The 13,739-nt window shown below is 67.4% G+C and carries 11 protein-coding genes; 5 read left to right on the forward strand and 6 right to left on the reverse strand.

All coding sequences use genetic code 11. The features are described 5' to 3' along the window. Positions 1–101: 101 nt before the first annotated feature. Positions 102–2,180 (reverse strand): RecQ family ATP-dependent DNA helicase, encoded by a 2,079-nt coding sequence (locus RMCN_RS22625; RefSeq protein WP_067393895.1) that lies wholly within the window; start codon positions 2,178–2,180, stop codon positions 102–104. Between the two features lie 406 nt (positions 2,181–2,586). Here RMCN_RS22625 and fmdA point away from each other — a divergent pair, with 406 nt between their 5' ends. Together fmdA and RMCN_RS22640 are read left to right on the forward strand one after the other, a co-directional pair. Beyond that, a complete protein-coding gene (fmdA, locus tag RMCN_RS22635) occupies positions 2,587–3,840 on the forward strand; it encodes a formamidase (protein ID WP_067394283.1) in 1,254 nt (417 codons plus the stop codon). Positions 3,841–3,926: 86 nt separating this feature from the next. Beyond that, positions 3,927–4,568 (forward strand): DedA family protein, encoded by a 642-nt coding sequence (locus tag RMCN_RS22640; RefSeq protein WP_067393896.1) that lies wholly within the window; start codon positions 3,927–3,929, stop codon positions 4,566–4,568. 12 nt (positions 4,569–4,580) lie between these two features. Here the strand turns inward: RMCN_RS22640 and dmpG are convergent, their stop codons facing one another. From dmpG to RMCN_RS22655, 3 genes are read right to left on the reverse strand one after another with little or no spacing between them, the layout of a single operon-like run. Further along, positions 4,581–5,639, reverse strand: coding sequence for a 4-hydroxy-2-oxovalerate aldolase (dmpG, locus tag RMCN_RS22645; protein ID WP_064347952.1), 1,059 nt, complete (start codon positions 5,637–5,639; stop codon positions 4,581–4,583). Beyond that, complete coding sequence (locus RMCN_RS22650; RefSeq protein ID WP_064347951.1) at positions 5,636–6,553, reverse strand: acetaldehyde dehydrogenase (acetylating); 918 nt, start codon at positions 6,551–6,553, stop codon at positions 5,636–5,638. Before RMCN_RS22650 ends, dmpG begins: the two co-directional genes overlap by 4 nt. Positions 6,554–6,560: 7 nt before the next feature. After that, entirely contained in the window at positions 6,561–7,346 is a 786-nt protein-coding gene (locus tag RMCN_RS22655; protein ID WP_064347950.1) for a 2-keto-4-pentenoate hydratase, read from the reverse strand. Positions 7,347–7,419: 73 nt separating this feature from the next. Here RMCN_RS22655 and kstD point away from each other — a divergent pair, with 73 nt between their 5' ends. Next, the gene (gene kstD, locus RMCN_RS22660; RefSeq protein ID WP_064348200.1) at positions 7,420–9,102 is read left to right on the forward strand and encodes a 3-oxosteroid 1-dehydrogenase; all 1,683 of its coding nucleotides are present in this window, start codon (positions 7,420–7,422) and stop codon (positions 9,100–9,102) included. Between the two features lie 3 nt (positions 9,103–9,105). Continuing rightward, a complete protein-coding gene (locus RMCN_RS22665; RefSeq protein WP_067393897.1) occupies positions 9,106–9,966 on the forward strand; it encodes an enoyl-CoA hydratase ChsH3 in 861 nt (286 codons plus the stop codon). Here the strand turns inward: RMCN_RS22665 and RMCN_RS31125 are convergent. Then, positions 9,963–11,660, reverse strand: a complete 1,698-nt coding sequence (locus RMCN_RS31125) for a hypothetical protein (protein ID WP_067393900.1) — start codon at positions 11,658–11,660, stop codon at positions 9,963–9,965. The genes RMCN_RS22665 and RMCN_RS31125 overlap by 4 nt on opposite strands. Positions 11,661–12,043: 383 nt before the next feature. Here RMCN_RS31125 and RMCN_RS22685 point away from each other — a divergent pair, with 383 nt between their 5' ends. Next, entirely contained in the window at positions 12,044–13,000 is a 957-nt protein-coding gene (locus RMCN_RS22685; protein WP_067393903.1) for an MPT63 family protein, read from the forward strand. Positions 13,001–13,034: 34 nt separating this feature from the next. Here the strand turns inward: RMCN_RS22685 and RMCN_RS22690 are convergent, their stop codons facing one another. Then, on the reverse strand, positions 13,035–13,733 hold the full coding sequence (locus RMCN_RS22690; RefSeq protein WP_067393906.1) for a hypothetical protein: 699 nt from the start codon (positions 13,731–13,733) through the stop codon (positions 13,035–13,037). Between the last annotated feature and the right edge of the window lie 6 nt (positions 13,734–13,739).

Below are 13,739 nucleotides of genomic sequence, written 5' to 3' on the forward strand. Positions count from 1 at the left end.
GCGCTCGCTAACGGGTTGATCGCACGCAGGTGGTGCGTGAAATCAACCTCTCAAGCACCCGGAGCCGCCACACGAGCCGATGGTCGTGCGCAAAGAACCCGTCAGCTCACGCTGGCCAGCGCAAACGGCAGTACCGCCGGCGCGCCCGCCGCCCTGACCAGCCGCGACGCCATCGTCAACGTCCACCCCGTATCGGTGACGTCGTCGACGAGCAACACCGGTCCGGCCGCCGCCGACAAATCCGGGATTTCCCACGCACCGTTTAGCGCGGCCACGCGGTACGCCGAATTCGCGGCGGTCACCGACCTGCGCCCAGGCGCGTACCGAAGCACACCCAGGTCGGTCAGTCGACCGAGCCGGGCGAGTGCCCGCGCCAGCGACGTGATCAACAGCGGATGCGTGTCCGAGTCGAGCGCCATCACCGCGGTGGGGCGTGTCTCCCAATTCCACGCCGCCAGCACCTGCACGGCGGCCTGCACCACGTCGTCGGACGCCTCCGCATCCGGTTCGTCGAGCAGCCGCCGCAGCCGAGCGCCCCAGCCAAGATCGGTCAACCGTCCGATCGCTCGACCGGGTTCTGGACCGTCGGTGATCTTGCCCTTGAGGTCCAACCCGAGAACGCTCAGCCCCGACGGCCACTGTTTGCGCGGTGTCAGTTCGACCCCGGGCCGCATGAGCCGCGTGCGGGTGTCCTCAACGGCGGCGGCATCGACGGTGGCGTCATAGCGCGAACCCGTGCAGTTGTCGCAACGTCCGCACCGATCCCCCTCGGCCAGTTCGGGGTCGTCGAGCTGCGCGCGCAGGAACGCCATCCGGCAGCGGTCGGTCGCTTGATAGTCGAGCATCGCCTGCTGCTCACGTTTGCGCGCCTCGTCGAGATTGCGATAGCGGGCCTCGTCGTACACCCACTCTCGACCCGTTCCGATCCAGCCGCCCTTCACCCGCCGCACCGCGCCATCGACATCGAGCACCTTCAGCACCATCTCCAGTCGCGTCCGGTTGAGGTCGACCATCGGCTCCAACGCGGCCGTCGACTGCGGTCGTTCCGAATCCAGAGCACGAATCACATTGCGCACCATCGCCTCCGACGGGAACGCCACCGATGAAAAGTAACGCCAGACATCCTGATCCTCGCGGCCCGGCAGCAGGATCACCTCCGCGCTGGGCGTCGACCGGCCGGCGCGGCCCACCTGCTGGTAGTACGCGATCGGCGAAGACGGTGCGCCGACGTGCACGACGAACCCGAGGTCGGGCTTGTCGAATCCCATACCGAGCGCCGAGGTCGCGATCAGCGCCTTGACCCGGTTGGCCAGCAGGTCGGCCTCCAGTTGTTCGCGTTCGGCGGCTTCGGTCGAACCGGTGTACGCCGCCACCGGATGCCCCTGTTCGCGCAGCAGCGTCGCGATGTCGTGCGCCTGCGCGACGGTCAACGTGTACACGATCCCCGAGCCGGGCAACGAATTCAACTGCGCGGCAAGCCAAGCCGCGCGTTGCGCGGGATTGCCGGCCTTGACCACCGAGAGCCGCAACGACTCGCGGTCCAGTCCGCCCCGCAGCACCAGGGTGTCGCCGCCGCCGACGCCCAACTGCGCGGCCACGTCGTCGACCACTCGGTCGTTGGCTGTGGCGGTGGTTGCCAGCACCGGGATATCGGCGCCGAGTTCGGCGATCAGCGTGCGAATCCGTCGGTAGTCGGGCCGGAAGTCGTGGCCCCAATCGGACACACAGTGCGCCTCGTCGACGACCACCAAACCGGCGTCGTGCGCCAGTGCGGGCAGCACGGAGTCGCGAAAGTCGGGGTTGTTCAACCGCTCTGGGCTGACCAAAAGCACGTCGAGTTCACCGGTCCGTACCCGCTCGTGGATGTCGTCCCACTCGGCGACGTTGCTGGAGTTGATGGTCGCGGCGTGCACACCGGCCCGGTCGGCGGCGGCCACCTGGTTGCGCATCAGCGCCAACAACGGCGACACGATCACCGTCGGTCCCTGCCCTTCGGCGCGCAACAGCTTGGCCGCGATGAAGTAGACCGCCGACTTTCCCCACCCTGTGCGCTGCACGACGAGCGCACGGCGACGGTGCACCACCAACGCTTCGATCGCGCTCCACTGGTCGTCACGCAACAAGGCCTGCGGACCGGCCAACTGCTCGAGGATCTTCTGGGCCTGCGCGCGGTTGGTCACCGCTTCATCGTGCCCCGCGACTCCGACAACGCCCGAACGTGTGAGCAGGGTTACATCGGGCTTTAAAGGGTACGCGACTGACGTGTGCATGAATCGAGAACGGGTGTGACGATGGTCCTGTATAGGTACCGCTGCGAACATGGTTGCGGCACAACGCAAGAAGCGTATCCAATGCACCGCTGTCCGGACGTCGTCGAATGCCCTGAATGTCGCGGCGAGGCTCACAAGATGATCTCGTCCCCGCACTTGGGCCGTAGCGGCGCCGCGATGGACCTACAGGATGCGACGCGCGCCACGGCCGACCGACCCGACGTCGTCACCGCGCCGCCGCCACCTGCGACCCGTCGCCGACCAACGAGCACCGACCCGCGACACCGTGCGCTGCCCCGACCCTGAAGGTGATCCCATGCCCGAACTGATCTTTCCGCTCGACTCCACCAAGAGGTTCCCCGACCAGCAGATAGTCGGGCACAACCGCTGGCATCCCGACATCCCCGCGGCGGTCACGGTCAAGCCGGGCGACTCGTTCCGGGTGCACTGCCGGGAATGGTTCGACGGCGACATCCACAACGACGACTCCGCGGAAGACATCCTCAACGCTCCGATGTCCAAGGTGCATGCGTTGTCGGGACCGATCGCGGTGGAAGGCGTCCGCCCCGGCGACCTGCTCATCGTGGACATCCTCGACGTCGGACCCCTCCCGCAAGAAGACTCCGGACCCCTGGCCGGGCAAGGCTGGGGATACACCGGAATCTTCGCCAAGAGCAACGGCGGCAGCTTCCTGGTCGACCAGTTCCCCGACGCCTACAAGGCGGTCTGGGACTTCTCCGGCGAGAAGGCGACCTCCCGCCACATTCCCGGGGTCGAGTTCACCGGCATCACCCACCCCGGGCTGATGGGGACCGCGCCGTCGACGGAACTGCTCGGCAACTGGAACTCTCGCGAGGCCGCGCTGATCGCAACCGACCCGGATCGCGAGCCGCCGCTCGCGCTGCCGCCGGAGCCCAAAGACGCCATCCTCGGCACCCTCACCGGCGACGCGTTCGACAAGGTCGCCGCCGAGGGGGCTCGCACCGCGCCGCCACGCGAGAACGGCGGCAACATGGACATCAAGAACCTGACCAGGGGCAGCCGGGTCTTCTACCCGGTGTTCGTCGACGGCGCCAACCTGTCGGTGGGCGACCTGCACTTCTCCCAGGGCGACGGCGAGATCACCTTCTGCGGAGCCATCGAGATGGGCGGTTTCATCGACCTGCACGTCGACGTGATCTCCGGCGGGATGGAGACCTACGGGGTCAACGAGCATCCGATCTTCATCCCCGGCAACACCCAGCCGCAGTACTCCGAATGGCTGACGTTCTCGGGCACCTCGGTCACCCTCGACGGCGAACAACGGTATCTCGATTCGCAGCTCGCCTACCAACGCGCCTGCCTACACGCGATCCACTACCTGACGAAGTTCGGCTACAGCCCCGAGCAGGCGTACCTGCTGCTCGGTGCCGCCCCCATCGAAGGAAGGTTCTCCGGCGTCGTGGACATCCCGAATTCCTGTGCGACGGTGTACCTCCCGACGGCGATCTTCGACATTCCGATCGCCCCGACTGCGGGCAAGCCGGCGCAGATCGACCCCGGAATCGGCGCCCCGCGCGCTGCGGCGTAGGACTCGCCGAACGTGGGTTACCCGCACGCCAAATCGCGATCAGACGTGCGGGTAACCCACGTTCGCGCCAACCGGGGGGCGGCACCTTGACCGCGACCGTGGCCGCCGACGCAGCACCAAGCGTCGAAGGTGTGACGGGGTGGGCTGTGTCGTTGATGGACCGCCTCGGTGGCGTCGGCGCAGGCGCAGTCATCGCAGCGGAGAACATCTTCCCCCCACTGCCCAGCGAGATCATCCTGCCGCTGGCAGGTCTATCTGCGGCGCGCGGTGAGATGTCGCTGGCAGAAGCCATCGTGGGGACGACGGTGGGTTCCGTGGTGGGCGCGATCGTGCTGTATCTGGTGGGTGCCCGCCTCGGACGCGACCGCGTGCACCGGATGGTCGCGCGACTACCGTTCTTCTCCGCCGACGACCTTGCGAAGAGCGAGGCATGGTTTCGTCGCTACGGATCCGCGGCGGTGTTGATCGGGCGGATGATCCCTGTCGTCCGCAGCCTGGTCTCGGTTCCCGCCGGGATCTACCGCATGCCATTCGTCCGTTTCATCGCACTCACGACGGCGGGCAGCGCGGTATGGAACAGCCTGCTGGTGGTGGCCGGCTTCAAGTTGGGCAACAACTGGGAAGCCGTGTCGACGTGGACATCGCGCTACCAGTACGCGGTCCTGGCCGTAGCGGCCGTCCTGCTCGCGGTGTGGCTGGCACGGAAGGTGCGTAGCCGAGCCGGCTAGATCAAGCCGCCGCTAGCCGGCCTTGGCGCTGTCTTGCTCGCGCTTGATCTCCAGCGCGATGTCGATCAACTGGTCCTCCTGGCCGCCGATGAGCTTGCGCTGGCCGGCGCGGTGCAGCAGCTGGTGCGCCGGCACGCCGTAACGCTCGGATTGGCGGATCGCGTGCTTGAGGAAGCTCGAGTACACGCCCGAATAGCCCATGATCAGCGCGTTGCGGTCCAACAGGCACTCGGCCGGCATCGCGGGTGCCACGACCTCTTCTGCCGCGTCGGCGATGTCGAAGAAGTCGATACCGGTCTTGACGCCGATCTTGTCGAACACCCCGATCAGCGCCTCGACCGGTGCGTTGCCCGCACCCGCGCCGAACCGGCGGCACGAACCGTCGATCTGCTTGGCACCCGCACGCACGGCCTCGATCGAGTTCGCGACGCCCAGGCCGAGGTTCTCGTGGCCGTGGAAGCCGACCTGCGCGTCGTCGCCCAACTCCGCCACCAGGGCCGCGACCCGGTCACGAACACCCTCGAGCACCAACGCGCCCGCCGAGTCGACGACGTACACGCACTGGCAGCCGGCGTCGGCCATGATCCGCGCCTGGGCGGCCAGCTTCTCCGGCGGGATCGTGTGGCTCATCATCAAAAAGCCGACGGTCTCCAGGCCGAGTTCACGCGCCAGCCCGAAGTGCTGGATGGACACGTCGGCCTCGGTGCAGTGGGTGGCGATCCGGCAGATCGAGCCGCCGTTGTTCTGCGCCTCCTTGATGTCCTCCTTGGTGCCCACCCCGGGCAGCATCAGGAAGGCGATCTTGGATTCGGTGGCCGTCTCGGCGGCCAGCTTGATCAGCTCCTGCTCAGGGGTCTTGGAGAAGCCGTAGTTGAAACTCGACCCACCGAGGCCGTCGCCGTGGGTCACCTCGATGACCGGCACACCGGCGGCGTCCAGCGCCGCGACGATCGCGTGCACTTCCTCCTTGGTGAACTGGTGCCGTTTGTGGTGACTGCCGTCGCGCAGCGACGTGTCCGTCATCCGGACATCCCAGATCGGATTGAAATAGATGCTGTCGGTGCCGCTCATGCTTGGCCTCCTGCACTGCTCGTGGCCATGGACTCCTTCGCGATCTCCTCGCCCACCTTCGTGGCCGCGGCGGTCATGATGTCCAGGTTTCCAGCGTAAGGCGGCAGGTAATCGCCCGCACCCTCCACTTCGATGAATGTGGTGACGACGTGGTTGCCGCCGTTGACCACCGACGGTTCGTCGAACTGCGGATCGTTGAGCAACCGGTAGCCGGGCACATAGGTCTGCACCTCGGCAACGACGTCGCGGATCGACTGGGTGACCGCATCGTGGTCGGCGTCCTCGGGGATCGCGCAGAAGATGGTGTCGCGCATGATCATCGGCGGCTCGGCGGGATTGAGGATGATGATCGCCTTGCCGCGCTGGGCGCCACCGATGTTCTGCACACCGGCGCTGGTGGTCTTGGTGAATTCGTCGATGTTGGCGCGCGTGCCAGGACCGGCCGAGGCCGACGAGACCGAGGCCACGATCTCGGCGTAGGGCACCTCCACCGCACGAGAAACCGCGTACACGATCGGGATGGTCGCCTGCCCGCCGCAGGTGACCATGTTGACGTTGGGCGCGTCGAGATGGTCGCGCAGATTGGCGGGCGGGATCACGCCCGGCCCGATGGCCGCGGGCGTCAGGTCGATCGCGCGGATACCGGCCTCGGCATACTTCGGCGCGGCGTCGCGATGCACGTAGGCGCTGGTGGCCTCGAAGACCATGTCGGGCTTCTCGCTCTGCGCCAGAAGCCAATCCACGCCCTCGTGCGAGGTTTCCAAGCCGAGCTTGCGGGCGCGCGCCAGGCCCTCGCTCTCCGGGTCGATGCCGATCATCCAGCGTGGTTCCAACCACTCCGAGCGCAGCAGTTTGTACAGCAGGTCGGTGCTGATGTTGCCGGATCCGACGATCGCGACGCTTGCTTTAGGCATAACGCTCCTATTCGAAACTCAGGTGGACCGAACCCAGCCCGGTGAAGTCGGCGACGTACTCGGCGCCCGGGGTGGCGTCGAACGCCTTGGTGCACGAGCCGGGTAACACGATGTCACCGGCCTTGAGGCGGACGCCGAAGCTGTCCACCTTGCGGGCCAACCACGCCACTGCGGTCACCGGGTTACCCAGCACCGCATCGCTGCGGCCCTTCGCCACCACCTCGCCGTTGCGGGTCAGCACCGCGTCGATAGCGGTGATGTCGATGTCCTTCGGCGACACCCGGTTCTCACCGAGCACCCAGCCCGCCGAGGACGCGTTGTCGGCGATCGTGTCGCAGAGTTTGATCTTCCAGTCCGTGATGCGGGTGTCGATCAACTCGATGGCGGGCGCGAACGCGGCCGTCGCAGCCAGCACGTCGTCCTCGGTGCAGCCTTCACCGGGCAGGTCGTCGGCCAGGACGAATCCCACCTCCACCTCGACGCGGGGATAGAGGTAGTCGGCGGACTTGACGGGCGTGTCCTCGTGGACGGCCATCTCGTCGAGCAGATGCCCGTAGTCGGGTTCGTCGACGTTCATCATCTGCTGCATGGCCTTCGACGACAGGCCGACCTTGTGGCCGATGACCTTGGCACCCTCGGCGACGCGCTGGCGGATATTGATGAGCTGGATCTCGTAGGCGTCAACGACGTCGATGTCCGGATGGGCGTCGGTCAACGGCGAGATGGGAACCTTGCTGCGCTCGGCCTGGGCGAGATCGGCGGCCAGCTTCTGCCGCACCTGATCACTGAGCATTCTTATGAAGTCCCCTTGTTCTGTTGACCGGCGCGGTTGTGGGTCGGCCGCGCAATTCTATAACGTGTTCTACATGACTGGTCAGGAGTACGACGTCGTCGTGGTGGGGAGCGGCGCCGCCGGTATGGTCGCCGCGCTCACCGCAGCCCACCAGGGACTTTCCACAGTAGTCGTCGAGAAGGCTCCGCACTACGGTGGTTCCACTGCGCGGTCAGGTGGTGGCGTCTGGATCCCGAACAACGAGGTCCTCAAGCGCGACGGCGTCAAGGACACTCCCGACGCCGCCCGCACCTACCTGCACAGCATCATCGGCGACGTCGTGCCCGCCGAGAAGATCGACACCTATCTCGATCGCGGACCGGAGATGTTGTCCTTCGTGCTCAAGCACTCACCCCTGCGGCTGTGCTGGGTGCCGGGCTACTCCGACTACTACCCCGAGACACCGGGCGGCAAGCCGTCGGGGCGGTCCGTCGAACCCAAGCCGTTCAACGCCAAGAAACTCGGCCCGGACCTGCCGGGCCTGGAACCGCCATACGGCAAGGTTCCGATGAACATGGTTGTCATGCAGCAGGACTACGTCCGGCTCAACCAGCTCAAGCGCCATCCGCGCGGTGTGCTGCGCAGCCTCAAGGTGGGCGTGCGCGCCACGTGGGCCAAGGTCACCGGCAAGAACCTGGTCGGCATGGGCCGCGCGTTGATCGCGCCGCTGCGCATCGGCCTGCGCGAGGCGGGTGTGCCAGTTCGACTGAACACCGCGCTGACCGACCTCTATGTCGAGGACGGTGTCGTGCGCGGCATCTACGTACGCGACAGCACCGCACCGGAATCCGGTGAGCCCGAACTGATCCGGGCCCGTCGTGGCGTCATCCTCGGCTCCGGCGGCTTCGAACACAACGAGCAGATGCGGGTCAAGTACCAGCGTGCCCCGATCACCACCGAATGGACGGTCGGCGCCAAGGCCAACACCGGTGACGGCATCATCGCCGCCGAGAAGCTGGGCGCGGCACTCGACGTCATGGAAGACGCCTGGTGGGGGCCGACGGTGCCGCTGGTCGGCGCCCCGTGGTTTGCGCTGTCGGAACGCAACTCGCCGGGCTCGATCATCGTCAACATGGCGGGCAAACGGTTCATGAACGAGTCGATGCCCTATGTCGAGGCGTGCCACCACATGTACGGCGGGCAGTACGGCCAGGGGCCGGGGCCCGGGGAGAACATCCCGGCCTGGCTGGTGTTCGACCAGCGGTACCGGGACCGCTACATCTTTGCCGGCCTTCAACCGGGCCAGCGGATTCCGAAGAAGTGGCTGGAATCGGGCGTGATCGTCACGGCCGACACGCTCGAGGAACTGGCCGAGAAGACGGGGTTGCCGGTGGAGGCCTTCAAGGCCACCGTCGAGCGGTTCAACGGATTCGCGCGCTCCGGCGTCGACGAAGACTTCAAGCGCGGCGAGAGCGCCTACGACCGCTACTACGGCGATCCGACCAACAAGCCCAATCCCAACCTGGGCGAGCTCACCCATCCGCCGTACTACGCGGCCAAGTTGGTGCCCGGTGACCTGGGCACCAAGGGCGGCGTGGTCACCGACGTGTACGGGCGCGCTCTGCGCGACGACGGGTCGGTGATCGAGGGACTCTATGCTGCGGGCAATGTCAGCGCCCCGGTGATGGGCCACACCTACCCCGGCCCGGGCGGCACCATCGGCCCGGCGATGACGTTCGGATACCTTGCAGCACTACACATCGCCGGAAAGAGTTAACGCATGCCCATCAATCTCGACGAGGCGCTCGGCGCCGAACTCCCCGCCGCCGAGTTCTCCTGGACCAGCAGCGACATTCAGCTCTACCACCTCGGGCTCGGCGCAGGCGCCGACCCGATGGACAAGCGCGAGTTGCGCTACCTGACCGACGAAACGCCGCAGGTGCTACCGACGTTCGGCAATGTTGCGCAGAGCTTCCACATGACGGAACCGCCGACGGTGAAGTTCCCGGGTATCAACATCGAGCTTTCCAAGGTGCTGCACGCCAGCGAGGCCGTGTCGGTTCCGGGCCCGATTCCGCCGTCGGGCACCGGGATCGCCGTCACGCGCTTCACCGACATCTGGGACAAGGGCAAGGCCGCGGTCATCTGGTCGGAGACCACGGTGACGGCGCCCGACGGCACCCCGTTGTGGACCCAGAAGCGATCGATCTTCGCGCGCGGTGAAGGTGGCTTCGGTGGCGATCGTGGACCGTCGGGAGCTTCGGAACCTCCGCAGCGCGCACCGGATTTCGAGATCGCGATCCCCACTTCCCCGCAGCAGGCGCTGCTGTACCGGATGTGCGGCGATCGCAACCCGCTGCACTCCGATCCCGACTTCGCGGCGGCGGCGGGATTTCCGCGTCCGATCCTGCACGGGTTGTGTACCTACGGCATGACGTGCAAGGCGCTGGTCGACACCCTGCTCGACGGCGATACCGCGCGGGTCGCAAGCTACGGCGCGCGCTTCGCCGGAGTGGTGTTCCCCGGGGAGACGCTCAGGGCCAGCGTGTGGAAGGACGGCGACGGCTTCGTCGCCACCGTGACCGCACCCGGGCGCGACGATGCGATGGCGCTCGCCGGCGTGGAGTTGACCCCCGCCTAGGGGTTAGACCCGGACGCGCCGTTTCCGCCGGTGCCACCCTCGCCGCCGGAACCACCCGTGGTGCCGGACCCCTGATTGCCGGAATTACCGGCGTTGCCTGCATTACCGGACGCGCCGATATTTCCGTCCGACGTGTACGCCCTGCCACCATTGCCGCCCTTGCCGCCGGTGCCGCCGGTGCCGCCGGTGCCGTTGACACCGTTGCTGCCAGTGCTGCCGCGCTTACCGAAGATCCCACCGGCGCCGCCCTTGGCTCCGCTGCCGCCGGTGCCGGCGTCACCGCCCTTGCCGCCGGTGCCCCCGGTGCCCCCTTTACCGCCCGACGCATTCCCTGGATAGGTCGACGTGCTGGGGCTGGATTGGAGATTTTGCACCGCACCGGCGCCACCGAGGCCACCGTTGCCGCCATTGCCCCCGGCCGCCCCGTCACCGCCGTCACCACCGTCGGCGCCGTTCCCGCCGGCTCCGCCATTGCCGACCAGAAGCCCTCCGCGGCCACCTTTGCCGCCGGAACCGCCGCTGGTTCCGTTGGAACCCGCGGTGCCGACACCGCCGTCGCCGCCGTCTCCGCCTATTCCGCCTTGGACGATGCCCGAAGTTTCCGGATTGGACGAGAACAACACCACTGTCTCGTTCCCACCGCTGCCACCGTTGCCACCCGCGCCGCCACCCGGACCACCGTCACCACCATTGCCACCGGCACCGCCGGTTCCGTTATAACGGGCCGATCCGCCGGAGCCCCTGCCGCCGTTACCCCCGGGGGCTCCCGCGATGTCGGTATCGCCGCCGTTTCCGCCATCGCCACTCACCGCGATCGAGGTGTTGTTGTTGGGTCCGCTAGAGGTGGTGAGCTGACCCTGCCCGCCGTTGCCGCCGCCGGTAGCCCCTTCCTGACCCGGTGCGCCGGGCCCTCCGCTGGCTCCGATCACCGTGCCCGTCCCGGTCAAGGACGTCGGATAACTCGTGCCGGTGGCCGCACGAGTGCCATCCCATGTCGGGTTGACGCCGTCTGCACCGTCCCAGCCCAAGCCGCCATGACCGCCACTACCGCCGTTGCCGATCAGGGTGAACAGCCCGACGCTGCCGCCGTTCCCCCCGTTGCCGCCATTGCGGGTGGCATCACCCGCCGCGCCGTTGCCGCCGTTTCCGGCGTTGCCGATCAACGCGAACGCGCCCACGTTGCCGCCGTTGCCGCCCGCGCCGGCGCGAACGCCGAGCACACCGGTGCCGCCGTTGCCGCCGTTCCCGCCGAACAACCCGGCGTGGCCACCGTTGCCACCGTTGGCTCCATTACCACCGTTGCCGAACAAGATGCCGCCATTGCCGCCGTTGCACGCCGAGCCGACGCAATCGGCAGCAGCGTTCAAACCATTACCGATGAGCCAGCCGCCCGGCCCGATCATCGGACGTCCCCCGAAAGTGCTGAAACTGGCGGCTGCGGGGGCGCCCCCGCCAGATCCGGTCAGGCTGTTTTCATACAGCAACCAGAAGTCATCGGGCGGCGGAGCCAATGGCACCAACACCGATTCCACCGACGCCAACTGGACGACCGGAGAGGTCTCCGCTGGAGCCGGACCGCTCGGCGGTGCGATCAGCAGGGCACCACCGCCCGCCACCGCCGCCGCGCCGATTCCGACCCCGAGATACTGCCGAATCCGTACCACCCGTCGAGCGTCTCTTCGATGTTTGGCCATGACGTGACTCCTCTGTAGGTGGTGAGACGTCGGGCGCCTCGGTCGCTTGCCTCTGTTTCAGCCGGTTGGCCGATACGACCGTACGGTTTGCTGAAAAGATACATGAGGGTACAAAGTCATCAATCGGCGCGGGCATTTGCCCTGTGGCCCAGCTTTTACCACCGTGTCTTGAACGGCACTCCGAAATCACAGCCGAATTTGCGACGTATCAGCAGGCACGAAAAGTCACCGATGGACGTGTTCAGAAAACTGGCCTACGCAGACGATGCCTTCGCGTTCTACCGAGAATGGGCGGTCAACGGACAGAATCCGCCATTACCGAGCAACCTGATAGTTTTTCCTTCGGTGACCATTCCAATTCTCGGACGAGTCAGGAGCACATCTTGAAGATCACCAGGATCACCAGCGTCTTGGCAGCGACCGCGACCGCGGGATTCATCGCAGCACCGTTCGCCTCCGCCGAGCCCGAAGCCACGCCACCCGGGCCGACGGTCCAGACCCAGACACTCGGATCCCAGGGCAAGTTGGTCGACGGGGCCGTGATCCAAGGCTGGACGATCACCAACCTCATGCCCAGCAGCGACGTCATCCCCTACCCGGTGACCGGCACGCTGTGGGAGGCAACGGCGACAGACCAGGCGATCCAGGGATCGGCGACTCCTATCGTGGCGAACCTGGTCGCACGGACCGCCGACGGCCAGACGTGCCGCTCGCTGTTCGAGGTGGCCACGCCGCAGGGTGTGAACCCCTCGACGCTGGCTCAGGGGCAGGAGACGTCCGGCAAGGTCTACTTCGACGTCACCGGCGCAACCCCAGACCGGGTGGTCTACAACGCAGGCGGACAGGATCTGCTGGTGTGGACCAAGCCTGCCACGACCTCGAGCACGAGCACGTCCTCGCCGTCGACCTCGTACGGCACCGGTAGCACCGCACCCGCGGAGGCTCCGGCTACCGAGGCTCCCGAGGGCACGACCGCGGCTCCGGAGGGCACGACCGCCGCTCCGGCCGCAACGGGCGCCGAGGCACCCGAGGGCAGCCAGGGCACGCCGATCGCCGAGGGCAGCCAGGGCACACCGCTTCCGGAAGGCAGCCAGGGCACCCCGATCGCGCCGGCTCAGCCCGAGGGTGCGCCCGCTCCTGCCGCGCAGGGCATCCCGGCTCAGCCCGAGGGCGCGCCCGCTCCTGCCGCGCAGGGCACCCCGGCACAGCCCGCACAGGGCACGCCGGCTCCGGCCGGCACCGAGGGCGTTCCGCAGCCCGCCGGAAGCCAGGGCACCCCGTTGCCCGCCGGCGACCAGGTGCAGACCCCGACCACCTACACCCCGGCCCCGACTCCGTAAGCGGATCGCCTAACAGGTCATACGGTCAGCGTCGTCACGAGTGCGAGGACCACCACGCGTACAACCGTGGAAAGGTCGGGCCATTCGGCCCCGCTCGGACGGCGCTGACCGTCTTTCTCTCCTCGTCGGTCCAGACCACGGTCGGTTGACCGTCTGTGAGGCCGCAGTAGAGCTGCCCGCTGATGCTGTCCGGCGTGGCGTTGCGCCGCCACGGCCCCGGTGACTGGATATTGCCCGGGCAGTCGACCCTCTTCGCGGCCCCGATCGTCTCGTTGAAGACCCTTTCGAGTGAGATGCTGTCACCGACGAGGCTGAACGTCGCCGACACCGGGCCGTCGGGATCGTCGTTCTGGGCGCACTTCACCTGCGACAGAACACCTTCGGGCGCTTGCGTCGGCTCGCACGCGCCGGCGCGGTAGCCCTTCGGCAGCAACCGCAGCAGCCGCCCGTCGTCCTCGGACGTGGTCGTCGGCTGAGACGGCCCGGTCGCCGCGGGTGCCTCGGATTCGGCGGGTTGGGCGTAGTCCTCAGACGGCCGCGTCAACCAGAAGACCACTCCGCCGACCGCGACGACGAAGACGGCGCCGATGGCCAGGGCCTTGCCTCTGGACCTCGGCTGCACCTGGCGCGGAGTCACCGTCAGCGGTGCATCGAACCTGCGCGCCCAATTTCCCTGACCGGCAGAGAATTCCGGATCAGGGTCGTCCCACCCGGGCGGCCTCGGCGAGTTCACCCCTCA

The organism is Mycolicibacterium novocastrense (assembly GCF_001570485.1).
GTDB classification, from domain to species: Bacteria; Actinomycetota; Actinomycetes; order Mycobacteriales; family Mycobacteriaceae; genus Mycobacterium; species Mycobacterium novocastrense.